This is a genomic window from Pirellulales bacterium (genome assembly GCA_019636335.1).
Classification (GTDB): Bacteria; Planctomycetota; Planctomycetia; order Pirellulales; family JAEUIK01; genus JAHBXR01.
This window is the reverse complement of the sequence record JAHBXR010000013.1, coordinates 120,013-145,547: the sequence shown is the minus strand read 5'-3', so window position 1 is coordinate 145,547 and position 25,535 is coordinate 120,013. Positions and strand designations below refer to the sequence as shown.

Annotated in this window: 18 protein-coding genes; 9 read left to right on the top strand and 9 right to left on the bottom strand. The window is 65.0% G+C overall.

Features of this window, described 5'->3' with window-relative positions; genetic code table 11:
* Positions 1–207 precede the first annotated feature (207 nt).
* On the bottom strand, positions 208–1,638 hold the full coding sequence (locus KF708_14440; GenBank protein MBX3413886.1) for an MFS transporter: 1,431 nt from the start codon (positions 1,636–1,638) through the stop codon (positions 208–210).
* A gap of 301 nt (positions 1,639–1,939) precedes the next feature.
* Between KF708_14440 and KF708_14435 the strand changes: the two genes are divergently transcribed.
* Both KF708_14435 and KF708_14430 read left to right on the top strand, forming a co-directional pair.
* A complete protein-coding gene (locus tag KF708_14435) occupies positions 1,940–2,710 on the top strand; it encodes a polyprenol monophosphomannose synthase (GenBank protein MBX3413885.1) in 771 nt (256 codons plus the stop codon).
* 15 nt (positions 2,711–2,725) lie between these two features.
* Entirely contained in the window at positions 2,726–3,208 is a 483-nt protein-coding gene (locus KF708_14430; protein ID MBX3413884.1) for a hypothetical protein, read from the top strand.
* Positions 3,209–3,349: 141 nt separating this feature from the next.
* Here KF708_14430 and KF708_14425 read toward each other — a convergent pair whose 3' ends face one another.
* The gene (locus KF708_14425) at positions 3,350–4,312 is read right to left on the bottom strand and encodes a folate-binding protein YgfZ (protein MBX3413883.1); all 963 of its coding nucleotides are present in this window, start codon (positions 4,310–4,312) and stop codon (positions 3,350–3,352) included.
* Positions 4,309–5,559 (bottom strand): DUF2088 domain-containing protein, encoded by a 1,251-nt coding sequence (locus KF708_14420; GenBank protein ID MBX3413882.1) that lies wholly within the window; start codon positions 5,557–5,559, stop codon positions 4,309–4,311. The genes KF708_14425 and KF708_14420 overlap by 4 nt, the downstream gene beginning before the upstream one ends.
* 344 nt (positions 5,560–5,903) lie before the next feature.
* On the opposite strand from KF708_14420, the gene KF708_14415 reads away from it, so the two are divergent.
* Positions 5,904–8,486, top strand: coding sequence for a redoxin domain-containing protein (locus KF708_14415; GenBank protein MBX3413881.1), 2,583 nt, complete (start codon positions 5,904–5,906; stop codon positions 8,484–8,486).
* Positions 8,487–8,703: 217 nt separating this feature from the next.
* Here KF708_14415 and KF708_14410 read toward each other — a convergent pair whose 3' ends face one another.
* Positions 8,704–9,591, bottom strand: a complete 888-nt coding sequence (locus KF708_14410) for an NAD(P)-dependent oxidoreductase (protein ID MBX3413880.1) — start codon at positions 9,589–9,591, stop codon at positions 8,704–8,706.
* Positions 9,592–9,873: 282 nt separating this feature from the next.
* Between KF708_14410 and pgk the strand changes: the two genes are divergently transcribed.
* Positions 9,874–11,271 (top strand): phosphoglycerate kinase, encoded by a 1,398-nt coding sequence (gene pgk / locus KF708_14405; GenBank protein MBX3413879.1) that lies wholly within the window; start codon positions 9,874–9,876, stop codon positions 11,269–11,271.
* A 35-nt stretch (positions 11,272–11,306) separates the two neighbouring features.
* Here the strand turns inward: pgk and KF708_14400 are convergent, their stop codons facing one another.
* Positions 11,307–11,642: an Hpt domain-containing protein gene (locus tag KF708_14400; protein MBX3413878.1), complete on the bottom strand. Its 336-nt coding sequence runs from the start codon at positions 11,640–11,642 to the stop codon at positions 11,307–11,309.
* Between the two features lie 324 nt (positions 11,643–11,966).
* Here KF708_14400 and KF708_14395 point away from each other — a divergent pair, with 324 nt between their 5' ends.
* The 4 genes from KF708_14395 (at position 11,967) to KF708_14380 (ending at position 15,572) form a co-directional block, all read left to right on the top strand.
* Positions 11,967–13,217, top strand: coding sequence for a Gfo/Idh/MocA family oxidoreductase (locus KF708_14395; protein MBX3413877.1), 1,251 nt, complete (start codon positions 11,967–11,969; stop codon positions 13,215–13,217).
* Positions 13,218–13,302: 85 nt separating this feature from the next.
* Positions 13,303–13,836: a hypothetical protein gene (locus KF708_14390; GenBank protein MBX3413876.1), complete on the top strand. Its 534-nt coding sequence runs from the start codon at positions 13,303–13,305 to the stop codon at positions 13,834–13,836.
* 60 nt (positions 13,837–13,896) lie between these two features.
* Positions 13,897–15,054, top strand: a complete 1,158-nt coding sequence (locus tag KF708_14385; GenBank protein ID MBX3413875.1) for a DUF4872 domain-containing protein — start codon at positions 13,897–13,899, stop codon at positions 15,052–15,054.
* Between the two features lie 215 nt (positions 15,055–15,269).
* Entirely contained in the window at positions 15,270–15,572 is a 303-nt protein-coding gene (locus KF708_14380; protein ID MBX3413874.1) for a hypothetical protein, read from the top strand.
* 6 nt (positions 15,573–15,578) lie between these two features.
* On the opposite strand, the gene KF708_14375 is transcribed toward KF708_14380, so the two are convergent.
* Positions 15,579–19,652, bottom strand: coding sequence for a BamA/TamA family outer membrane protein (locus KF708_14375; GenBank protein ID MBX3413873.1), 4,074 nt, complete (start codon positions 19,650–19,652; stop codon positions 15,579–15,581).
* 422 nt (positions 19,653–20,074) lie between these two features.
* On the opposite strand from KF708_14375, the gene KF708_14370 reads away from it, so the two are divergent.
* Positions 20,075–20,761: a DUF1080 domain-containing protein gene (locus tag KF708_14370; protein ID MBX3413872.1), complete on the top strand. Its 687-nt coding sequence runs from the start codon at positions 20,075–20,077 to the stop codon at positions 20,759–20,761.
* A gap of 32 nt (positions 20,762–20,793) precedes the next feature.
* Here KF708_14370 and KF708_14365 read toward each other — a convergent pair whose 3' ends face one another.
* The 3 genes from KF708_14365 to KF708_14355 form a co-directional block, all read right to left on the bottom strand.
* The gene (locus KF708_14365) at positions 20,794–21,738 is read right to left on the bottom strand and encodes a hypothetical protein (GenBank protein ID MBX3413871.1); all 945 of its coding nucleotides are present in this window, start codon (positions 21,736–21,738) and stop codon (positions 20,794–20,796) included.
* 191 nt (positions 21,739–21,929) lie between these two features.
* A complete protein-coding gene (locus KF708_14360) occupies positions 21,930–23,201 on the bottom strand; it encodes a PQQ-like beta-propeller repeat protein (GenBank protein MBX3413870.1) in 1,272 nt (423 codons plus the stop codon).
* Positions 23,202–23,346: 145 nt separating this feature from the next.
* Positions 23,347–25,380, bottom strand: a complete 2,034-nt coding sequence (locus KF708_14355) for a VWA domain-containing protein (protein ID MBX3413869.1) — start codon at positions 25,378–25,380, stop codon at positions 23,347–23,349.
* Positions 25,381–25,535: the final 155 nt, after the last annotated feature.

Sequence of the window (25,535 nt, the reverse complement as noted above, 5' to 3'; positions counted from 1 at the left end):
CTCCGTGAACGCGATCGCCGGCGGCAGGCTGGCCCTCCTGGACCGGCACGACACGTGAACGTCAGTCTACCTAATGGAGAGGTCGCGTACAGGCTTGAAGGGCAGGACCGGCTCTGCCCGGATCGCTGGCGAAAGGTTCGATCGCGAGGCCGGAGAGATCTGTCGAGGTGGCCGCGCCGAACAAGAGCCAGGCACGGGGGGCCTGATCTACTTTTCTTTTGGCGCCGGCAACGAGACGCCGCGCGAGGGGGTGAGCGCGAGGGGACGTTCGAGCGTGACCGTGGTGCGGCCGGGATGGCTGCGTCGGCGGGGCTTTACCTTGGGCTGCGTGCCTTGCTCGCTCGCGGCGCGACTCGACAGGTAGTAGGCCAGACCGATCGTCGACAGGATCGTCGCGACGGCGCCGAACATGACCACGTACTTGGGCAGGCCCGCCTTCTCGGCGTGGTGCAGGATGGCGCCCGCGGTCGGCGCGCCGATCAGGTTGCCCAGGTCGAACATCGCCAGCACGAGGGTCGTGCCGAGTCCGCGGTAGCGGATCGGGAAGGCGGCGCTTCCCCCCGCGACCACCGACGGAAAGAGCAGGGCGTGCGCCACGCCCAGGAAGACCGCCGGCACGGCCAGTTGCCACTCGTTCTGCACCAGCAGGCAGCAGACCATCGAGATCGACAGCGAGGCGATGCCGATCAAGATCATCGGCCGGATGCCGATCTTCTCGGGCAAACTGCGGATGCTGATGCGGGTGATGAAGGCCGTGGGGGCGTAGATGCTGAAGAAGATCGCGATGCGCTCGATCCCCAACTCCAGCGCGAAGGGACGCAGAAACGTTTGCGGCAGGCCGAGGCCGAAGCCCATCGCCACGCCTACGAGCAAGACCATGCCGGGGTGATAGCGCCGCAACAGGGACATCATCGGGGGCTGCTTGCGTCGCAACGGTGGCGCGGCGCCGCGCGTGGCCAACCAGGCGAAGACGAAAGCCGCCACGCCCAGCCAGGCCGAGAGCTCGAACATGAAGTCGAGGTGCGCGCGGTCGGCCGGACCGGCGCCGAAAATCAAATCGCCCAGCCAGGCGCCGGTGATCATGCCGACAAAGCCCGACGTGCCGAGCGTGCCGACGATCTCGGCCATGCGATAGACCGGAGCGCGGCGCGAGATATAGGTAATCGACGCGCCGAACACGCCGGCGATGCTCGTGTTGAACAGGATGCGCAGGCCGTAGATCGCCGGGCCGTCGGTGGCGGTGATCCAACGATGGCCATAACAGGCGATCACGAAGCCGGCCGCCGACCACATCCAGATGGTGCGCGAACCGTAGCGATCGATGCCGACGCCTTGCGCCAGGCGCATCACGAGGCTGCCGACCATGCCGATGCCGACGATCCAGCCGAGCTCGTATTCGGCGCCACCTAGAAAGGTGACGAAGTCGGCGTAGCGAAACAGGAGGCTGATGGCGATCATCATCGCCGAGTTGGCGGCGTACGTGTACCAGAAGGCACGATCGTAGGCGCCGGCTCCCTCGCCGCGGCGTCGAGGAGCGGACTTGTGCTTGTCCGACGACTTATTCGGCTCGGCCACGCCACGCGAAGACGCCGCGGCAGCGAGCGATTCCGACAGGTCAGGTTCGAGGCGACGATACATCCGAACGCGCGGGGGGGTGTGCGGCGCCCTGGGAGACGCCGCGGAGGGAGTGCGGCAACGTCGCGGGACCCGGTCCCACGTGTGCCGCATTGCTATCAGTATAACGGCCGGTCAGGCGAAGGGGATGGAGCAAATCTTCACAAGACCTGCCCCTCTCGTTCCCTGGCGGTAAAGGTTAGTGGTAGGACACTTTCGCGACGGGGCAGGTTCGTCTGGCCGGTGGCTTCACTCTCGCGTACCATGCGGCGGTTGGCGGCCCGCGAAGTCCTAGCCACTCGCCGGGCGACCTTTCCCCCCGAACGTGTCAGGAGCGCCCCCGTTGTCGGAAGTTGCGCCTCAATCGGACGTCAAGACGCTGGTTTCGTTGGCTACGTACAACGAGATCGAAAACCTGCCTGCGCTCGTGGACGAGATCTTCCACTACGCTCCGGGGGTCGAGATCCTGGTGATCGACGACAACTCGCCCGACGGCACCGGGCGCTGGTGCGATGAACGCGCCGCGACCGATCCGCGCGTGCATTGCCTGCATCGCTCGGGCAAGCTGGGGCTCGGAACGGCGATCCTGGCCGGCATGAAGTACGCCGTCGAGCACGGCTACGATCAACTGGTGAACATGGACGCCGATTTCAGTCATCATCCACGTCATTTGCCCTCGCTGCTAGCGGGCATGAAACGCCCCGGGTACGAAGGGGCCGACGTGATGATCGGCTCGCGCTACGTACCGGGCGGAGGCGTGGTGAACTGGCCGCTGAAACGCAAGCTGATGAGTCGCAGCGTGAATCTGTACGCGCGGACGATGCTCGGCATCTCGCCGCGCGATTGCAGCGGATCGTATCGCTGCTATAGCACGGCCCTTCTGCGGCGGCTCGACTTCGAGGCGGTACGCTCGCGCGGCTACTCGTTCCAGGAAGAGATTCTCTGGCACCTGAAACGGCTGGGGGCGAAGTTCGGCGAGGCGCCGATCGTGTTTGCCGACCGCACGAAAGGCCAGTCGAAGATCAACGCGGCCGAAGCCCGCGAGGCGCTCACGTTGCTTTTCAAGCTGGGCGTGAAGAACTGGACCGGCCGCTAGCGGCACCTACTCCCCATGGCGCGCGAAGAATCGGATCGCGAGGATCTGCTGCGCGAGGCAACGGCACTCGTCGAGCGTGTGGAACTGGCATTCGATAGCGTGGCGGAGCACGTCGTCGTCGGCTTTCGACGCACGGGCCAGGCGAGCTTCTTTTTCGGTGTGGATCCCGCGCTGCACTTCAACGATCGCAACGAGTTGCGCCGGGCCTACGCGCAGGGGAGGTTGTTGAAGGCGGAACGGGGCCGGCTGGTATCGTTGAGTCGTCAACGCACCGAACGGGAAGTGGCGCTGGTGCGGCATGAGCTCGACGCGGGGGAGACGGCGGCGCTGCTCGAAAACTTTGCGGGGCGATTGCGGGAATTGTGCGCGGCGCTGGATGGCGCGGCGTTTCGCGTCGTGGGGCAAGTTCCGGCCGAGGGGGATGTTCTGACGCGCGTTCGCGCTTGGCTGGCGTCGCTCGAATATCCGCTGGCGATTGCGGCGGTGGCGCGCTTGTAGCTTGTAGGTCAGGTACACCGTACCTGACAATCTTTTGGGTTAGCTGCATCGAACGATTGTCAGGTACGGTGTACCTGACCTACAAGCGCGCCGTTGTGGTGCATCTGTTTCTTGCCACAACGGCAGGACGACACGACGGGGTCACCGGATGACTTCCGCGATAATCTCTTTTGCCTTCAACGTTGTGCCGGGCGTGTTGCTGCCGCGGCGCACGTAGGCGAGTGCGAGAGGTGCGTTCAGTTTCGGCGAGAAGGTTGAAGATGTGACTTTGCCAACTTCGCGCGTCGTGTCGGAGAGTGGCGTGCCGGGGGGGGGGACTTCCGCGCCCTCGAAGCGCAGCTTTACCAGCGTGCGATTCACATGGCCCAGGGCGTCGATTCGCGCGACGGTTTCCTGGCCCAGGTAGCAGCCTTTTACGAAGCTGATCGCGAGTGCGTCGCGGTCGACCTCTTGGGGCAGGTTTTCGTGCGTGATGTCGACGCCGAAGAGGGGCGTGCCCGCCTCGATGCGGGCGGTGTCGAACGCGGCGCTGTCGCACGTTTTGGCACCCGCCTGATTGACCGTTTGCCGAATCGTGTCGGCCGCATCACGCGGAAACGCGATCAGATACCCGCCTGGCGCGGTGAAGTCGACGTGTCGCACCAGGACGGGCTTGTCGTTGATGGTGGATTCACTACAAGCCAGGCGCGCCTGTGGCGGATCGATCACGCCGCACTTGCTCAATACTTCGGCGGCGTTCGGGCCGGCCAGGTAAAGCTCACTCCACTCGGCGCTGCGGTCGGCTAGCTCGACCTTCTCGCGAATGAGGTAGCGATCGAGGTGCTCGATGAGAAACGGTCCTTGCTCGGGCACGGTTTCGAGGACGAGCGACTCGGGGCCGGCAAAGACGTAAACGAACGCCAGGATCTTGCCGTTCTTGTCGAGCAGGAACGCTTCGCAGCCCGAGCCGACCGGAAGCTTGCGGATCTCGTTCGTCGTCAGGTTGTGCAGAAACGAGGCGCGATCGTCGCCACGCAGTTCGAGCTGGGTGCGGGTACCGAAATCGACGAGCCCCGCACCGGCGGTGATCTCGCGATAGGCCTCACTTGCCGCGGGAGACGTCATCGCAAGGCCCCATGCTCGGCGGCGTAGGCCGTGGCGTGCTGTGCGCCGGCCAGGACGATACAGTCTGGATGCCGCTTGACGAGCCGTTCGATATCCTCCGGGTTGTCGACCGCGGCGATGTCCAGGGCCTCGACGATTCCTTCGTCTAGCTGGCTGAGCAGGTAAACCCGCGCACGTTCCAGCGCGCGGATGAGCATGAGCGCGGCCGAACTATCGAGGGGCCTGGCATTGCGGATTTCGTGAATCACGCGGGGGCGATCGTCTCGGCCGGCGAGTGCTTGCATGGCGGGGCCGGGCTCGGCGGCCAGTTCGCAGCAGATGGCGATCGCGCCATTCTCGGCCACGATGTTTGCCGCGACGGCGAGCGCGCGGCCGACGTTATCCCACGTTTGTGCCGTGGCATCCCCCGGGATCGTGGCCACCACCAGGCTGGGACGCACGGCGAGCTCTTTGTGCCAGGCGGTTTCGTGTTGTTCGCGGGCACGATCGAAGACGGCGTTGATTTCGCCCGTCAGCACGGCCAGCACGGTCTCGCCCGGCCCGGGCACGACTTGAATTCCAAACTGCGAGCCCAGCAACCAGGTGACTTCTTCGATCTCGCTGCGGGCCTGATCGTCGATGTTGGGATCGGCGTCGAGCAGACGGGGCGAGCGATAGCGTCGGCGGGTCGCTTCGTCGGAGAAGAGGGGGTAGATCGAACTCCCCGGCGCGTGGCAGCCCATCGCGGCGCCCGAGTGGGCACAGGCGATCGGCACGACGAAATCAGCATCGCAGATCGCGCGGTGCAAATAGACAGCACGTCCACGTTCGGTCGCGGCGAGGTAACTCAGATCCTCACGTTTGGCCGGATCGTGGTAGACGATGCGGATTTCGTCCCGCGAGTCGGCCGGCAAGCGACTGGTCATGGCGTCGCGATGCTCATTCACAGCATGTGCGGGATCGGTGGCGTAGAGCAACGTGATATCGCGCGCCGCGACGCCGGCGCTGCGCAACGCCTCGACCACGGCGACGACGATCGCGTCGGCCTGCGGGACTTCGGGATCGACCGCCACGGTGACATGATCGCCCGGCACCACCGCCCCGGTGAGGGGCGGAAAATGAATCGGTTTCGTCAGGGCATCTGCCGCCGCAGCGCCGACATCCCTGGCTCGTTCGCCGAATTTCGCCTCGGACGCACCGATCACGGCCTCGGCGGGCACATCGAGCGTGAGCGAAGAACGGAGGCCATAAGGAACTTGGGTTGGCATACAACGTAGACTGCGTAGTGCTGGTAAATTGCGTCGAAAGCCGCCTCGCGCCGAATCTTATCCCTCGCGCCGTGAATGGGTCAAGGCAGGGGGCAGTGGTTAGTGATCAGGGGTCAGTGGGCAGTTCGAGAAAGCTCACCTACCGCATCTTCACTGCCCGCTGACCCCTGACCACTAAAAAAACTGCTAGCACAGATCGAGCTTTACGCGTTTGTCCGACTTGCGAATAATGCCCGCCCTCTTTGGATGAAAGTTATCGCGTCGCGGAGAGCGCCACGATGCCGCTACCGCCGCGCTTTGGAATTCAACGACCCGCAAACACCCTGCAACAGGAAGTCTCGCTCATGCCTCGACATGGAAGTCGATTGGTGGCGCACGCGGCGCCGGTTCGATTCTTGCTCTCCCTGCTCGTCGCGGCGACGTGCCTGGTCGGCTGCAATCCCAGCAAACCGGCCGAGGAGGGTGAAGCGAAACCGATGCAGGGGGAGGCGAAGGCGGCAAACCTGTCGGCCGACGCGCTGCTGAAGAACATGGCCACGGTCTATCGCCATGCGAAGACCTATTCCGACAGCGGTCGCCTGCGTTTCAAGTTGCTGCGCGGCGAGGATAACATCGACGAGACGGCCGATTTCTCGGTCACCTTCGAGCGGCCTGCCAAGGTCCGCATGCACTTGTACCAGGCGATCGTCATCAGCGACGGCAAGCTGCTGCACTCGACGGTGGGGGATCTCGAAGGCCAGGTGCTCGAGATCGAAGCCCCCGAGGCGATCTCGCTCGAATCGCTCGTCTCGGACGAGGTGCTGGCGAGCGTCATCAACGAAGGGGTCGCGGGGCCCTCCCCCCAGTTAGGACTGTTGCTGGCCGATGACGCCATCGACGGCATCCTGACCGGCGCCAAGGGAACCAAGCTGCTCGATCCGCAAGGCATCGACGGCCGCCTGTGTTCTGGCGTCGAGATCCAGCGCGAGGATGGCCGGCTCATCTTCTGGATCGATCGCGAGAGCTTTGTCGTCCGCCGCATCGAGTTCCCCACCGACGCCCTGCGCGAGGTGATCGGTGGCGGCGCCGACGTCAAAGAACTGGCTCTGTGGGCCGATCTGAGCGGCGCGGTGATCGACTCGAAGATCGACGCCGTGGCGTTCAAGTTCGAGATGCCGGAGCAGGCCAAGGTCGTGCAGCGTTTCGACACGCGTCCCTTGCTGCCGAAGCCCCCGGCCCCCTCGAAGTTGCTCGGCCAGATGGTGGGGGACTTCAAATTCAAGGGGCTCGACGGCAAGGAGATCTCGCGCGACTCGCTTGCCGGCAAGGTGGTCATTCTCGACTTCTGGGCCACCTGGTGTGGACCTTGCATGGAGAGCCTGCCCAACCTGAACGCCGTCTATGAAAAGTACCAGGAGCACCCCGGCGTGCAGTTCCTGGCCGTCAGCATCGATGAGACGGACGTCACCGAGGCGCAGATCAAGGAATCGTTCGCCAAGATCGGCGTCTCGCTGCCGATTGCCCGCGATACGCAGACCGCGGCGCGCAACGTGTTCCAGGTCGAAGGGATTCCGAACATGTTCGTGATCGGTCCCGACGGCAAGGTGCAGGACAATGACGTCGGTTTCAATCCGCGAATCGCCGCCGAGCTGCCCGGCAAGATCGAGAAGCTGCTGGCGGGCAAGTCGATCTACGAAGACACGATCCGGCAGTACGAACAGCGGCTCGCCGAGTACGACGCCGCCATGGCGCAGCCGCTGGGGCAGGCCGATGCGAATGGTAACGTCCGGGCCGAGATCGCCGCGGCCAGTTCCCCCAGCACCTTCACCCTGACCGAGGCGTGGCAGTCGCAGGACGTGACCGAACCGGGCAACATCATCGTCGTCGCCGACCAGGGGACGCTGCCGCGCCTGCTCGTCAACGAAGGCTGGAAGGGGGTCGCCGAGTTGGGCGTCGACGGTAAGGTCATCGCCAAGCATCAGCCGGCGATCGCCGATTCGGCCGTGATCAGCTTCATTCGCTCAGGCGTGGGACGCGACGGGAAGCGTCTCTTCGCCGTGGCCGCCACGACGCAACCGCGGGCGTATGTCTTCGATCAGGATTGGAAGCTCGTTTTGAGCCATCCGACCGAAGACGGCCGCGAAGTGGCCGACGTCGAACTGGCCGATCTCGAAGGAGATGGCACACTCGAGCTGGTAACGAGCTACTGGGGCAATGCCGGCGTCGACGTGGCAGCGGTCGACGGCCGCGTGCTGTTCACCAACACGGACTTGGAAAACCCCTTCCGCGTGGCAATCTCCGCTCCCGATGCCACGGGGCATCGCAGATTGTTGTGCGCCAACACGCGCGGCACCGTGGCGCCGATCGACCACACGGGCAAGAGTGGTGCGGAAGTGGCCGTGGGCAAACGCTTCCTCCGCTACATCGTGGCCGAGGATCTCGACGGCGACGGTCGACCGGAGCTGTGCGGCATCGCGGCCACGACAGCGGGTGGTGAAACGCTCGTTGGCTTTACCGAGGATGGTTCCGAGCTGTGGAGCTATCCGCTGCCCGCTGGCCTGCATCAGCAGCCGATCGAGATGATCGCGGCCGGCCGGATCGTCGGCCCGGCGAAGCAATGGATCGTGGCCGGCGCCGATGGCTCGATCCACTTGATTGCTGCCGACGGCCAGCCGCTCGACAAGTTCAGCACGGGCGGAACGCTGACCGGCATCGCGGCCGGCGAGATCGAGGGCAAGAACGCCCTGTTCGTATCCACGACCGATGGCATCCGAGCCTGGACGATCGAAGAAGGCACCCCCGCCGCGGGCAAGCTGATCGAAACCAGCGCACCGTTTGCGACGGAACCAGCGGCGGAACCGACCAACGAATCGGACTCGGCTTTCGAAGCGGAACTGTCGCTCGAAGGCGCCACGATCAACGAGGAGGACACGCCGGTCGAGCCGTAAGGCCGTCGAAGAGTTCGCCCCCGAGAGTTTCACGACCCGGGCACGGCGCGATCGTGCCCGGGTTTTTTCGTAGGTCAGGTACGGCGTACCTGACAAAGGTTCGACATGGCGAACTCGATTGATGGTCAGATCGTGGCGCTCGATGCGTTTGGCTGCTGCTAACGACAAAGGTTCGACATGGCGAACTCGATCGATTGTCAGGTACGGGGTACCTGACCTACGTCAGTGTCACGCCGGCGTTTTTCGCGGCGATCTTTGCCACGGCGGCAAAATCCTCGGCAGCGAGGCCGGCGGCGACGGCCGCGGTGTAGAGCTGGTAGGCCGCGGCCGCGACCGGCAGGGGCACGTTCAACTGGCGCCCCAGCTCGAGCGCCAGTCCAACATCCTTGCGCATGAGCTCGGTCGTGAAACCGGGGATGTACTTGTTCTCGAGGATGAACTTCTTGCCGCGGGCTTCGAACAAGCTCGAGTTGGCGCTCGAGACCGAGATGACGTCGGCAAGCTGATTGAGGTCGATGCCGGCCGCCCGAGCCAGAGAGAAACCTTCGCCGATGAGGGTCATGATGGCGCCTCCCATCATCTGATTGACCAGCTTGGCGGTCGATCCGGTCCCCTGCGGACCGAGATAGAAGATCTTATCTCCCATGGCCTGTAGGATCGGCTCGGCACGTTCGAAATCGCTCCGCTCGCCGCCGACCATAATCGAGAGGGTGGCGGCCTTCGCCCCCCAGGGGCCACCGGAGACGGGGGCATCGAGCATGCGCATGCCGGCGTGTCGGAGTTGATGCCCCACGTCGCGCGCCGTGTCGGGTCCGATCGTGCTCATTTCGAGGAGCAGTTTGTGTGGGGCCGCGCCGGCGATGACGCCATTCTCGCCGAGCGCCACGTCGCGCACCTGCGCATCGGCCGTGACGATCGTGATGATGAACTCCGCGGCGCGAGCGACGCTGGCGGGAGACGCGGCGCGGCGTGCGCCGGCGGCGGTGAACTCGGCCGCGACCTCCTCGCGCCGCGCGAAGAAGGTCAGCTCGTGCCCCGCTTTCAACAATTGGTGGGCCATCGGGGCGCCCATCGTGCCGAGTCCGATGAATCCGACGCTGCTCATAGGGCCTGGCTCCACGCGGTTCGCCGTTGCGGAGCGACCGCCATGCGGCCGGGGCGGCTTTCGCTCCGGGCCGGTTTTGATATTTTGAGACGCACACGGGCAACGTGCCCGCGGTTGTCTATTCAGTTCGCCGAATCGATCAACGCCCTCGCTCACGCTTCGGGTTGTGAATGGTGGCATCCCAACCCGAAAGCGAAGGGGATTCCTGGATGAAACCGCGAGTACGCCGGTTTCCGTCCAGCCGCGCAGTTCGGCATTCTAACCAGATTTACGAGGTGGACGATGTCCGAGCTCGCTCAGAAGATCGAAAAGTGGTGTCTCAACTTGCTGGGGGCGAATCCCGCGCTGCCGTCGCGCACGCTCGCGGAATACCTGGCGGCGATTCCGCGTTTGGACGACCTGGCCGACGTTCCCAGCGGCACGCCGGTGCTCGTGCGCGGCGACGTCGATTGCAAGCCGGGCGCCAAGATCGGCGAAGGAGACGTGCGTCTCCGCTCGATGGTCGAAACGCTCAAGTACGGCCGCGAGCGCGGATGGAAGCAGATCATCTGCGGGCACATCGGGCGCAAACCCGAAGGATCGCTCAAGGCGGTCGGCGCCCGGTTGTCCGAGCTGCTGGGAACGCCGGTGGAGCTCGTCGGCGATTGGCTCGAGGAGGCATCGCTCTCGATTCCCGACGGGGTGACGCAAAAGATCGCCGCGTTGCCTCCGGGGGGAGTATTGCTGCTCGAGAACACGCGCAAGTACGAGATCGAGCGCGTGCTATGGAAGGCGAAGCCGGCCGACGTGCCCAAGCTGTCCGAGAAACTTGCCACGTTCGCCGGTGAGGTAGCGGCCAAGATTGCCCGTGTTTATGTCAACGAAGCGCTATCGGCGGGAAGCCTCGATACGTCGACCACGATCGTGCCGGCGGCGATGGATCGCGTGGCGCTCGGCAAGTACGTGGCGCGTGAGTTCGACGGCCCGATGCGGCGCTGCCTCGATACGGAGCTGGTCGTGTTCAGCGGGTTGAAGATCGACAAGCTCGACGATCTCGAGGCGATGATCGCGCGCGGCAAGATACGTCGCGTGATCGCGGCGGGCTCGCTCGCCATGGCGCTCAAGAAGGCAGCGGCGCAACTCGATGGCGGCGATTTCACCCTGGGTGTGGCCGAAGACCCCGCGCACGGCGACAAACCCTACTACATTCCGGCGGAGCGCATCGAGCAGGCGCGGAAGATGATCTCGCAGGGGCGTAGCGAGGGCATCGAGTTCATTCTGCCAGTCGACTTCGTTCTGGCCGACGGTCGCGTGTCGGAGACGATCGGACCGGGAGAGCAGCAGTTCGACGTCGGCCCGAAGACAAGTGAATACTTTGCCCAGCAGGTCGGCGAATTCATTTCTAGTTCCGAGCAGCGCCCAGGAGCGCCGGCCGTCGCGTTTCATAACGGCGTCTTCGGCATGTTCGAGGATCCGAAGTTCGAAGCGGGCACGCGCGCCTTCGTGCAGCAATTGAAGCGGATGAAGGACGCGGGCATCGAGGTGTACGTCGGCGGCGGCGAAGGGGGGGTCGCGCTCGAGCGCTACGGCCAGCCGGATTGGGTCACGCACTGCTTTACGGCCGGCGGCACGGTGCTCAACGCCCTGGGGGCCACGCCGGTGCCGTACTTGCTCGTGCTCTCGCTGGCGGCGGAAGAGTAGACACCGCGCGGCCGATGCCGGAAAAGTTCAGCGCGTTATCGTTCCGGGCCGCCGAAGCGAATCCGCTGGCACATCCCGACGAACTCGGCGAGTGCGCTCTGCAGCTCGAGGTGATCGTTCCGCGCCCGGGCAGCGAACTCGAGACGCAGGGCAGACGGCGTGATCTGATCGAAGCCGTAGCTGCCGGCAGCCCCTTTCATCTGGTGGGCCAAACGCTGGACGAGATCCCAATCGGCCCCTTCGAAGGCCCGCTCGATGGCGGCCACGCGGTCGGGCATCTCCTCGACGAAGATCGCCACGATGCCCCCCAGATCGGGATCGCTGCTGAGGCTGGAATAGAGTGGCGATAGGTCGCTGGTTGCGGGAATCACGCTGCACTCTGCCTGTAGGTCCGGCGAAAGATCGATACGTCTAGAAATCTAGGTTCTGGCGGGGGCGCGGGGTGTCGAACAAGGGCCGGAAATCGGTCCCATCGGCCGGGCGCGAGACGATTGGTTGAACGACCGTTCGAGCCGCTACGACCCGACCCCACTACCTGGCGGGAGTTCGCGCCGGGGGGAGCGGCCCATTGCCTCGGGGCGAGGGGGCGCGGCCTCGTCGTGCGACTGGCGCAGGCGTGTTCTTACTTTCCCTCGACGCAGCGTGCCGGTAGGTTAGCGAGCCCTGACTGGCTTGTGGAAACGGGACGCGCTGGCATGATTCGCATCGGCATCGTTGGCTGTGGCCGGATCCTGGCCGCGCATCTGCGCGGTTATCGCCTGTTGCGCGAGGCGGGCTTCGACGACTTTCGTATCACCGCACTCTGCGCCCGGCGCCCCGAAGATGCCCAGATGTACGTGCGCCGTGGGCATGGTCCGGCGCAGCGCCCCGCGGTGAGCCACATCGCGGGCGATCCGTTGTCGATCGGCGACGAGTATCTCTCCGATTTCCAGGACGGCGTCGAGGTGGAGATCTACACCGACTACCGGCAGATGATCGCCGAGGCGCCGATCGACGCCGTGAACGACTTCACGACCCATGCCTTGCACCACCAGGTGGCGGCGACCGCCTTCGGCGCAAACAAGCACCTGCTGTCGCAAAAGCCGTTGGCAGTGAGCGTCGCGGCTGCCCGGGCCATGTGCGAGGAGGCCGATCGCCGCGGTTTGTCTTTTGGCATTGTCGAGAACTTTCGCTTCCTGCCCGAGACGCGGCAACTCGACTGGTTCTTCAATCAGAGCGGCCGGTACGGTTCGCTGCAGATGATCTTGCTGGGGTACCTGGCGACGTGGTGGGCGCCGGACTTGATCGTCGCCGAGACGCCGTGGCGGCACCTGCTGGCCGAAGGGGGGGGCATCACGCTCGACCTGGGGGTCCATTTCTTCGATCAGTTCCGGCTCGTGGCGGGGGAGATCGCCTCGGTCTCGGCGCGGACGGCGATCCTCGAACCGCGCCGCGTGCGACGCGACGTGCAGGGGGCGGTCGTCGAGCAGATCGACTGCGATGCCGACGATACGGTGTTTGCGCAGTTCGAAACCGTTCGAGGGACGCAGGGGAGCCTGGTGGCGAGTTGGGGCGGACACGGCGCCCCCACCGTCTTGGGAGCCGGAAGTGTTTTCTACGGCAGCCAAGGCCGCATCACCGGCGGCGAGGTCACGTTCGACGGCGGGCGTACGGCCTCGCTCGCCGCGCTGTACGAGTCCGAGGCTTCCGCCGAGCAGCGCGAGCGCGATTTTCCGCGGGGAATCACCGATCCCTTCGCCCTGAACCAGCTCGATTGGCTTGCTGCAATCGCCAATCGACGTCCGCCACGCGCCAGTGGCCGCGAAGGCCTGGCCGATCTGGCGGCGACGTTTGCCCTGCTCGAGTCGGACAAATTGGGAAGCCGCGTCGCGGTGGCCGACGTGCTCGAAGGTCGCATCGCCGAGTATCAGCGACCGATCAACGCGCGATTCGGACTCGAAACTTGACTTCGCCCCGCCGTCCAACGTAAATGGAGCGCCGCGATCGGAAAAAACGGTCGCGGGCGTCTCTTCTTACGATGGGTTAGGCATCATGGTCGCGTACTTCGCTCGAATCGGCACGGTCTGGGCGCTCGTCGCCTGCGTCAGCGGTGCGGGGGTGGCGCTGGCCGATGATCTGAAAGTCGAGGCCTCGCGCGTGGCCCACTTTATCGCCTTTGCCTCGGGCTCGACCTACTACGGTGCATCGCCCGACAAGTTCGAACGTCTCGATCTCGTGAGTCCGACCGTCGATCCCATCGATTACTCGCGGCCTTATGCGAACGACGGCACGAGCGTCACGCACATCCAGTTGTGCGACGACACGCTTCCGCGTCGCCGCTTCGGCGCCTACCTGCCCGATCCTTCGTACGTCTATGCGAACGATGGGACCCGTGTGCTCAGCATCGGCAATCCGCGCAACCCGCAGCACTTCGTGGCGTTCCGCGGTTTATACTCGGCCGGTTGGGGACCGTGGGGCTGGGGGCGCTGGGGCTGGTGGGGTGGTTACGTGCGTTGGGCCACTCCGTTCTACGCGCCATATCCCAGCTATGGGCCCTTCGGTCCATGGGCTGGGTGGGGAATTTGACCCGTGATGGTTGCAGGCGGCTACCATCACGCTGGGGGTCGACATTGGGAGTCGACCGCGTTGGCCAATCTGTTGGCCTCGGCCCGTGTGCGCAATCCCTTGACGCATCGTTCGCTGAGCGAGGCCATGTGCTTTGGCCTGGCCGGAGGACTGGGGGCGGGCTACTCGTACTGCCCGTCGCTCGTGCGTCACGGACAGGGGAGCGGCATCTCCGTCGTGGGCAGGTACCGCGCCTTGGCAACGGGGGCGGACTTCTGTCGCGGCGCTCTCGAACGGCTCGGCGCCAAGGTGACGATCCAGGAAACGGGCGGCGCGGCGACCGGCTTCAAGCAACTGGTCGAGGGGCTCGCGCACGGCCAGCCCGTCCTCGTCTATTGTGCTCCGCTGGCGGACACGCATTTGGGCTGGGCCGGTACCTACGGCATGTACGTCACGCTCGTCGAACGGATCGACCTGCACAACGACGTGGCCTATGTGGGCGATTGCGCGCCCGACACGTTCGCGATTCCGCTCGACGAGCTGGCGCAATTTCGCAGCCGGGTCAACTCGCACAAGTTCCGCAGCCTGCGGATCGATGCGCCGTCGAAGCTCTCGGAATCGACCCTCAAGACGGCGTTGATCTCGGGCATCCGGGCCTGCGCCGACGATTTCGCTCGCCCGACACTGCAAACGTACGGTTTGCCGGGTCTCACCGAGTGGGCCAAGGTGATCACGAACACGAAAAGCCAGCGCGGCTGGCCGCGCATGTACAAGGGTGGGCTGATCTACCTTGCGTTGCGCGACATGTTCGACTCGATCGAGACGGCCGGTACCGGTGGTGGGCTTTATCGCACGCTCTATGCCGATTTCCTGGACGAGGCCGCCGATCAGGCGCGCCGTCCCGCCTGGCGTTCGTGCGCCGAGCATTATCGCGAGTTGGCCAACCGCTGGACCGAGCTGGCCGAGGCGGCGTTGCCGTCGAAGTTCAAGCTGTTCAAGGAGACGAAGCAGCTTCTCCGCAAGCGTCGCGAGTTGTGGCTCGCCAAGGGGCCCAAGGCGGCCAAGCAGTTGGTCGAGGTGGCGGCGCGGCTGAAGACGATCGAGACCGAGCTGCGCGAAAAGTTTCCCCTGGGGGATGAAGAGCGGCTCGCCCACCTGGAATCGCTCCGGACGCGCATCCTGGCCCTGCACGCCTCCGAGGTCGAGGCGGCCGCGCGGCTCTATAAGTCAGCCGGTTGATCGTTCGGCGCGTGCTAGCAGGCCTGCTTTTTGCCGCGCGTTAAAGTTTACCTGGCTTCCGCAACCGGCAATTGTGGAATAAAGCGACGCTTTCGCCCGCGAACGCCCGTTTCTATCTAAGACGGGCCCGCCTCGACGCGCCGGGACGCGCGTTGTCGCTCGGCATGAGCCGGGGCATTGCTCTCGAAGCACGGAAGCATCTGGGAGATCGAGCCGTGAAGCGAATTGCTTGCTGGTTGCCGGCGCTGGTGGCGCTCGCGTGGTGCCTTGGCTGGGCCGAGTCTGCCTCGGCGATTCATCCGCACACGCATCCCTGGTACTACGATCCGCCCCGGTATCGCGCGGTCGACTATCCGCGCGCCCAGGTGATTCCCGCCCCGTCGCGGCACTTCGTCTATGGCTTCAACGTGCCGACGTACAACTACGGTTGGTTCGGCGCGCACTACTACCCGCGACGAACGTGGCATCGTGGCTATTACGATACGCACATGCAGGTGAGCTATCGTCGCGGCTATTAGGCGAGCTTAGCGGGCCAGGCCGACGAAGAAGCTGAAGTTCTGGATGTTGTCGCCGGGGGCGTGGGCAACCGGCACGGCAAAGTCCAGTGCAATGGGGGCCGGCCCAAGGGCCGCCACGCTCACGCGCAGACCGAAGCCCGGCGCCACGCGGAAATTGTCGGCGTTGATCTCGATCGACTGCTCGACCGTACCGAAGTCGCAGAAGACGACGCCGCGGAGCATATCGTCGGCCGTAATGGGGAACATGTATTCCACGGTGTTGAGCCACTGGAATTCACCACCCACGACGATGCCCATTTCGCGGGGCGACGCACCGCGGAAATCGAAACCGCGGAGGGTCGAGAAACCGCCCGCGAAGAAGTTCTCGAAGATCGGCGTCTGGCTGCCGCTGAAGCCCGCCACGCTACGCAACATGAGCGTCTGACGCCCCGAGCGGTCGGGACGCTCGTGCAGCAGGAAGTACTGGCTGACTTCAATGATGCCGCGCGGGTAGTCGAACTGGCCGAAGCCCTGTTCGTAGGCCAGCTCGATGCGATGCCCTTCCGTCGGCAGGAAGGCGCTATCGCGCGTGTCGTGGACGAGCGCGGCGCGTGCCGTCCAGAGCTCATTGTCGCCCACGACATCGGCCAACTCCTGCGGCGTGGGCACCGCGGGATTGCGAATCTTGACGCTCTGCCCGCCGATGGTGACCGTGCCCGACAAGTCGGGCGAGAACTGATACCCCAGGCCGGTACGACCGCCGATGCGCTGTTCGTCCCACTCGAAGTAGCGGCGGTCGAACAAGAAGCCGCTGAGCGTGAGGCTCACCGGCGTGTCGGCCAGGTAGGGCTCGCGGAAGGTGACCATGTAGCGCTGCAACTGGCTGCCGGGCACGGCCTCGATACGAAGCTGCTGTCCGGCGCCGCGCCAGGCGGTGGCGTTGCGGATGTCGTCCCAACTGCGCGGCAGCCGCCGCCAGTCGAAGTTCTGCTCGTCCATGATGACCGAGCCGACGAGGCCGGCGTCGGAGTTGATACCGACGCCGAACATCAAGCGCCCCGTCTGCGTTTCCTCGACGTTCACATTGATCGGCACGGTGATCGTCGGCTCGTCTTCGAGCGCTTGCGGGAACTGCTGATTCTCGGGGAAGAGCGAGCCGGGCGTGTCGTAACCCTCGACCGGCGGACCGTAGGCCGCGGGAGGGGGCTGCGTGCTGGCCGGCGGCGCGCTTACCGGAGGAGCCGATTGCAAGTACCCCGGGGGGCCGTCGCCATAGGGCGAGGCCTGCGTGGCGGTCGGGGGAGGCGCATAACCACCCGGCGCCGGAGCGGCATAGGGCTGAGGATACGAGCCGGGCGGGGGGGCTGCTGTCTGCGGCGCGTAACCGGGCAGGGGCTGGTAGCCATTCGCTGGCGGAGCGTACGCAGGCGCGGCGGGCGCCGTGTAGGGCTGAGCCCCGTAGGGCTGCGCGGCGTAAGGTTGCGCCCCATATGGTGCTGGCGCGTAGGGTTGCTGCATGGCCGAGGCGCCGGCCACCGGAACGCCCGCCGTCGGATAGGGTTGTGGCGTGGTCGAAGGGAGCGTGTTGCCTTGCCACGGGGCCGTGTACTGAGCACGCACTACCGGGGGCTGGCCGGCTGCCGGAGCCAGGTTGGGACGTGCCGCCGAGCGCGCATTCGGCGACATCTCGGCAGGGCGACTTCCCCAACGCGAATCGCCCCCGGGCAACTCGGGAGATTGCCCACGCACGATTGGCATCGAGTGGGACACGCCGCGCATGATCGGCATCGAATGGCGGTTGCCGTGTTGCACGGGCATCGCGCGCTCGCCGCTCGTGGCCGGGCGGGTCATGCTCATCGGCCGATAGAGCTGCGGATCGAAGCGTCCCGGCTGCGGCGGCACCGCAGGATATTGCGGTGGTGTCGCGGGAGCCGTTTCGTCGACGCGACGCGCTCGCAAATGGTGGGGGATTTGATTCGATGGCACCGGAGTGCGTGATGGCGACGCCGGAGCAACTTCAGAGGCTGGCGACATGGGCCAGGCCGGCCTGGCCGCGGTACGCGGCGCCGGATCGGGGCTCTGTCCCCGAGCACGACCGCGAACCGGCTGATCGGCATAGCTGGGCGCGAGTTCCTCGGAACCGGGCGCCCTAAAGTTCTGCGGCACGGCGGGGGCCGGATGCTGCGGCGCGGCAGCAGGTTGAGGGGCAGCCACTGCGCGAGTCTGGAAGTGGGCGGGCATCGGCGCGGGCGCCGGGGGCGTTGGATTCTGAGGAGCCGGGGCGAAGACGGGGACCGGCATGCCCGGCATGGGGCGTGCCACGGCGTTTGGCTGCGGATCGGGGCTTTGTCCCCGGGCGCGATTGCGGCGCGGCTTTTCGGCGATGCCTTCTTCGCCCCCCTCGGTGCCGGGCGGCGAGTAGACGATCTGCGGCGGCTGTTGTCCCTGCGCGATGTTCGCGCCGAAGATGCCCGAGAGCTTTAAACGGCGTTCGCTGTTGCGGATTTCGCGGATGTCGATGATGTCGCCCGGCGCGAACGACAACTGATTCAGCACCGCGTTCTGCTTCGTGTGGGGATGGTCTCCCTTGATGTTGACGGTGATCGTACCGACGCGGGCCTTGGCCCCCTCGGAGATCGAGAAGACCAGGTCCAGCTCGCCCGGCTCCTCGAGGAAGCGCGGTTCGGCTTGGATATCGGCAAAGACGTGGCCGATGCCGCCGTACTCGTCGCGCACCGCCTGCAGGTCGGCATCCATCTGCAGTTGGTCGAAATGCTGCCCCGAGCGCAGCTTCGTCTTCTCGACCAATTCTTCGACGGTGTACTTCTTGTTGCCGACGAAGGAGATGTTGCGGACTTTGTAGCGAATGCCTTCGTTGATGACGAAGCGCACGGTGGCCCACTTCTGGTCGGGCTTGAAGATCGGCTCGTAGCTCACCTTGGCCTGGAAGAAGCCCAGGCTGCGGTAGTACGACGTCAGCTTGTCGACGTCCTGCGCGAGCTTTTCTTCGTCGTAGAAGCCCTTGAAGCCTTCGATCAGGTGGGGAACGTGCAGGATCGGCGTCTTCGACTGAATCTGCGTCTTGAGTCGCGCGTCGGTGGCGATCGTGTTGCCGAAGAACTCGACGTCGCCGATCTTCTGCTTGGGTCCTTCATTGATGACGTAGACGACGCGGCGGTCGCCACTCTTGTCGCCTTCGGCCACCTCGACGCGCACCTTGTGGAAGCCGCGCTCGCGGTAGAAATCCTCGATCTTGCGACGACCGTCGTCGACGGCGTACGGATCGATCGGGCCGCCCACTTTCAGATCGATCTGCTTCTTGAGCACCTTGATGCGAACGTAGTCGTTGCCGATGAAGTGGATTTCCTTCACCGAGGGACGCTCGACGACCTGGAAGATCACCGCCACGCCGCCAGGCACTTGCTGGTAGAGGGGCTTGATTTCGATGAACCAACGCGTGGCGTTCAGACGCTGGACGTCCTCTTCGACCATTTCGGTATCGAGCGGTCGCCCGCGACGCGTGCGAATGTGCGACTGCAACTTGGTGGGGGTCACGGTTTCGTTGCCCAAGACGCGCACGTCGACCACCATCTGGGCCTCGGGCGAGGAGGCCGGCGGCGCAGCCGCGCCCGTGGGGGCCGGAGCGGCGCCGCGCGACGGCGAGACCGGTCGGGCTGCCGGCGGCGGGGCCAACGGTTGGGGATCGGGGCTTTGGCCGCGCACGCGGAGCGGTCGCTCACTACCGGGCGGCACATGGATGATCGGCGGCTCTTGTCCCTGCGCAAGGTTCGCGCCGAAGACGCCCGAAAGCTTCAGACGACGCTCCGAGTGGCTTTGTTCTTGGCGAATCGCCTGGAGCTCGAAGATGTTGCCATGCGTCATGGTCCACTGCTTCATCAGTCCCGCCAGGCGGTCGGCCGTGATCGGTGGAACACGATAGGAAGTGCGGTAGTCAGACGCGGACCCGGCGAGCGCCGTCACTTCGGCCCAGCCGGTTGCCAGAATGATTCCGCAGATCATCCAGAGCACCGCGCGCAGACGAGGGGCGCCGGCATGGTGTTTTCTGGTGCCGTAGGGCGTTGCTGGACGGAGGAGGGCCATCAACACGTGTTCCGTGCGGCTGCGGTGACTCAACAGGTGACTGCGACGAGCGAAGACGTGAGTGTCGAAGGGTGGCGAACGACCGAGGTCGCCGCGTCCTGGGGTGATGCTGCCTGCGAAAGGCTGGCCGAATGGCCGGCGGCCACTCCAGGGGCGGGTAGAGATACTCAAACGCCCCCCACGCCACAAGCCGAGTTCACAGCCGAAGAGACCCGATCAGGGAAAAAGTGGCAGAATTCCCCCCCGAAGCGACCCGACGAAGGGATCGCTTCCGGAGATAGTCGCTTGCTTGCTTCGCCTGTTTGCGCCGTTTACGATGACGTGCGGTCGTTCGGGGCCGTTTTCTGTTCGGCGCCGGCGACGCTGTCACGCTCCGCTATCCCCTGCTTTTCCTGCCTCACCAATTCCCCCGAGATTACCCCATGAATGCTCGGCTGGCCGCGAGTTCGTTGTTACTGGGACTGATTCTTTCCGCGAGCTCCTCGCTGGCCGACGATCAGCGTGCCGACAACGCACCCCCGGAGGGGTTCGTGGCTTTGTTCAACGGCAAAGACCTGTCGGGCTGGAAGGGGCTAGTGCTCGACCCGGTCGAGCGGGCCAAGCTGACGCCCGAGCAGTTAGAAGACCTGCAGAAGGGGGCCGACGAAAAGATGCGGGCCCATTGGAGCGTGTCGGACGGCATGCTGGTCTTCGACGGGCACGGTCACTCGCTCTGCACGACGAAGGATTACGGCGACTTCGAAATGTGGGTCGATTGGAAAATCGAGCCCAAGGGTGATAGCGGCATCTACCTGCGTGGCTCGCCGCAGGTGCAGATCTGGGACGATCCGGTCGGCTCGGGCGGTCTGTACAACAATCAGAAGCATCCCTCGAAGCCGAGCGTGGTCGCCGACCGACCGGTGGGCGAATGGAACACCTTCTACATCAAGATGGTGGGAGATCGCGTCACCGTGAAGCTCAACGACCAGTTGGTGGTCGATGAAGTGCCCATGGAAAACTACTGGGAACGGGACAAGCCGATCTATCCCACCGGCCAGATCGAGCTGCAGAGCCACGGCTCGACGCTCTATTTCAAGAACGTCTATCTGAAAGAATTGCCGCGCGAGTAGCGGCGGCGCGACGGGGGGGCAGTGGCTAGTGGTCAGAGCGCGCGGCCTGCCGAGGGGGAGGGGCGTTCGAATCGGGTGCGAAGCTGCGCGATCTGTTCGTCGCGCTGGGCGACCTCGCCGGCAGGGTCGAACTCGAGCGGCTCGCCAAGCAACTCTTGCATCTGAGCGAGCGCCAAACGCCGCAGCGATTCGTCGGGACGGTCGAGCAACGTCAGCCAGGCGCGAGGATCGGCCGCGGCCGATTGCATGACGCGGGCGGGCAGATCCTCGGCTTCGTCGTTGGCCAGGTCCCCCACGATGCGTCGAATGCGAAAGCGCTGCTCGGCATCGAGCCTGCCCGAATCGAGACTATCGAGGTAGGGAATGATCGCCTGCCCGACTTGACGCAACAAGCGGTCGGCGGCGCGACGCTCGGCGAAGGCGTCGCTTCCCAACTGGGCGACGAGTTGGCTCCATTGCTCGCGATTCGTGCGTGACGGCGACTGCGCGGCGCGAATCATGCCCTCTTCAATTTCCTGCGCTGTCTGCATCAAACGCCAGTCGGGACGCAGCATCTCGAGCAGCGGCACCAGATGCTCGCGACAAGCGTCGGGCTCGTCCATCAGCAGGTACCACAGCGACGTGGAGCGATGGACCCGTTCCTGGCCGTCGGCGCCGATCCTCAGCTCGAGACTCGTGCCGATCTCTTGCACGAACGACATCGGCTCGATCTCCGAGGCATTGCTGCGCGGCAGGCGGCGGAGCGTGATGCGTTCCCCTTGATGCACCTGCGCAAGAATCTGCTCGGTCGCCGTGGTGAGCTCGTACTCGAAGGTAGGCTGCGTGCCGGTGAACTCGATCGTGAGCCGCTCGCTGCGATCCTCGTTCGTCGAGTTCGACGTGATGCGGCCGCCGAGTTGCGGCGCCTGGGCCACGATGCGCCCACCGGCAACGAGAAGCTGAACGCGGCCAAGCTGCTTGCTCAGGTTCTCGTTCATCGAGAGCTTCTGAGCGGCGGCCTCTGGGGCGTTCGAGAGGAACACCGCGACCGCAAGAATTGCCCACACGCACCGGCAAATGTTCGAGCGATGCTGCATGCCCCCCATCTTATGCGAGAGGCGCAAAGCGTCGCAAGAGAAATGCGTGGGCCAGGCGATTCGTGCGCGGAAGATCGGAAGCGACGAGCGGACTATTGCTTCTGGAAGCAGTAGAGCGCCTTTTCCGTACGTACGTAGATGCGATCGCCGACGATCGCCGGCGTGGCCATCATCATTTCGCCGAGATCGTTTTCGGCGAGTTTGTCGAACGTGCGGCCCGCGGCGACGACGGCAAGGATGCCCCCTTCGCTGGCCAGGTAGACTTTGCCGTCGGCCACGACGGGACTGGGGCTGAACGCGCCTGCGCGGCTGGCCACACGCTCGGAGTAGCATTGCTCGCCCGTGGCGGCATCGAGCACGCTGAGCACGCCGTTCTCGCGCAGCATGTAGAATAAACCGTCGGCCACGGCGGGCGTGGGCACGTCTGGGGTGTCTTCCGTGCGCGTCCAAAGATGGTGCGTCGCCGTGACATCCCCCGATCCGCCCGGCTTGATCGCGTGGACCGGTCCGCGCTTGGCGCTCGACACGTAGATGCGCTGGCCATCGGTGACGGGCGAGACCACGATCCGCAGCGTGTTGTTGTCCGTGGGATTGATATCGCCGTGGCGCCAGATCTCCTCGCCCGTGGCGGCGTCGTAGGCATTCGCCAGATCGGCGCCGCAGATGACCACTTCGGCCCGATCGGGATACGTGAGGATGCAGGGGCTGCTATAGGCGTCCTTCGACTCGTCCTTGGCGTCGGTCGTGCGGCCGGTCTTCCACCGCACCTCGCCGGTGCGCTTGTCGAGCGCCGCGACGAGCGACGTGCCCTGGTGCAGGTAGGGCACAAAGAGCGAATCCTGCCACAAGAGCGGCGTGAAGCCGAAGCCGAAGAGCGTGTCGTACTTGCCGAAGAGGTCGTTCAGGTTGACGCTCCAAACCGGCGCGCCGTCCATGTCGAAGCAGTGCAGTTCGCCCGTCCCCACGAGAAGCCAGACGTGCTCGCCGTCGGTGGCGGGGCTGGGAGTGGCAAAGTTGTTCTTGCCATTGAAGCCGAGCTTGCGGTTGCCGGTGCCGACCTTGCGCCGCCAGCGTTCCTGCCCCGCCAGATCGAGGGCCACAAGATAGACCTCTTCTCCCTCGGGCGTGACGGTGAAGATGTAATCGCCCCAGACGGCTGGCGTGGCCGCACTATGGCCGGGCATCTCGACTCGCCATAGCAGGTTCTTCTCCTTGCCGAATTCGACGGGCAGGTCGTGTGCCTCGGTCGCGCAGGTGCCGTGCGGTCCGCGCATTTGGGGCCAATGGTCGGCCGAAGCGTGCTCGGTGTGGAGCAAGACCAGCAACAACGCGAGTAGAAACAAGCGAACGAGACGGGCCTTCATGGGGGAATCTCGCAATGCGGTACGCGGCAGGAGCAGGGGGGATCTCACGATGGATCACGACCCCGCCAGGTGGCGACACCGCGATTCTAATCGACGAGTGGGGCCCGGGAAAATGACCGTGTGGTGGATGGCGCTGCCCGGCCGTTTAGAGCTTGGGCAACTGGTCGGCCGTCTTGCGCGGGATCATGCGGGGCTGCTCGACGCGGATGCCCGGCGGGGGTGGATTGTTCGCGTTGGGCGTATTCATTGCGGGGGGAGGTGGCACGTAGCCCTCTTCCACGCGGAAGCCGAACGGTTTTTCCAACTCGCGCTGGGCCAATAAAGCCCAGGGGGTGCCGGGGTTGTTTTCCACCGCACGCTTGAGCAGACGCGTGGCCTCGGCGGCGGCGCGCTCCGAGACACTGCCGAAGTTGATCTTCTCGTCGGGGACGAACTCCCAGCGATTCGACTTCTGATCGACGAAGTCGGAGCCTTTTCCCTTCATGACGGCGCAGGCCCAGTTGAATTCGTGGCAACGAACCTGCATCGCCAGCAGGCGGCCCAGCGTCAGGTCGTACCAGGCCTGCCAGCGGGGAGAGACCTCTTGCGAATACTCCTGCTCCATCCCCTTGTTGCCAAAGGGGGCGAGCGCCCGTTCGATCGTCAACAGGTCGTAGGCGACCGATTCTTGCGCTTCGCGAAGCTGCTGCTGAAAGTTGTCGCCCGTGGGGGCAAACGACAGAGTGGGCGTTCCCTTCAGATCTCGCTGATGGGTGATGTCGACCGCCGAGAGGACCGCCTGGCGAACTTTGCTCTGCTTGACCCCTTTGGTGTACTCGTTGGCCGAGGTGTAGGCCGGCATATAGCGGCGCAGATCGGCCAGTCGGAAGCGGGAACCGTCCGCCTTGCTTTCGCTGATGAAGTAGGCGCCGCCGGTTTCCGTGGCGAGGCGCGTCAGGGCGTAGGGGCCCACGCCGGCCCGCAGGTTGTCGTGCTGCGGACCATTGAACCAGTAGGGCAATTTCAACAGCTCGGGCCGGGCCGTGTCGGGACCGCGGTCGACCGGTAGCTGATAGACCTGGCCATCCTCGGGATCGCGGTATTCCTGCGTGCCGACCTCGCGGCCGAACATGGCCGAGGGACCGACGGCAAAGACCGGTACCGTCAGCCGCTGGCAGATATTGATCGCCTCTTCGAGCCGGGCCATGTCGTCCCCCGACTCGTCGGTCCAGATGACGACCATCAGCTTGCGTTTTTCACGCGAGCGGAGGGCCTTGTACTGATCGACCGACGCGATGACGGCCGAGAAGACGTTCTCTTGCCCCGAGTCATCGATCGGCACCGAACGGATCGCGTCGACGATCTTGTCGCCATCGCCCGTGGGTGGCACGAGCGTGGCCGAGTTCTGGCCGAACGAGGCGACGGTGCTCAACAGCGCGCCCGCGGAGAGAGAACCCAGCTCGTCGATTTCGCGATAGACGCGCTTCAAGCGGTCGGCGACCGCCTCGCGCTCGTCGACGAGACTGATCGAGGCATCCATCAGCCAGATGACGAGCACGTTGCTCTGTTCGAGATTCAGCGCGATCTCGCGCGTGAGGCGATCGACGGCCCCTTCGACGGACGCGACTTCTCCGCCGACGGTGCCGTGGCTGACGAGCACCTTGTCGAGCTCGATGCCGCGGATCTGCTCGGGGGCCATGATCTCGAGCGAAGGTCCGCCCGAGCCGGTGGTGGGCAGGGCGCTCGAGAGCGCAATCTGGGGGCCGACGATCGAGCTGCTGAAGCTGCCGCCACCTCCGCCTCCCCCGACTGAGCTGGGCATGGCGCTGCTCGACGCGCCCCCGACCGAGGCGAAAACCGATTCGCTAATCATCTCGCTGGGGGTGGCGATCTCGAGTTGTTCGGGAAAGTTGTCGAGCGGCTCAAATCGCTCGGGCTGATCGACGAGGGCCTCGATCTCGCGCAGGACGACCGTGGGAATGGCCGCGAACTCGATCTGGCCGAAGGCCGCCAGCAGCACGAAATGGAGTCCCAGGCTGATGAGCACGGCCCAAAGCAACGTGCGATTCGCCGAAAGGGTCGTGAGTTGCGAGAGCAGCCCGGAGAAGCGGCCGCCGGCTGCGCGCAGATCTTCGACCGCCGCCGGCTGCACCGTGGGCGCAGAGGCTGCCTGGGTCGATGGGGGCGCAAGCTCGGGCATGCTACTCCTCTTCCAAGTTCTGAGCTGGAGGCAGCTTAGTGGCCAGTTTTAATTTACCAAGCGGCTCCCACCGCGGCGAACAAAAATCGTCCGGCTCGCACGTCCGCACGTCCCTAAGTTGCTAACCCCGCTGGCGGCGAATCGGATCGCCGAAG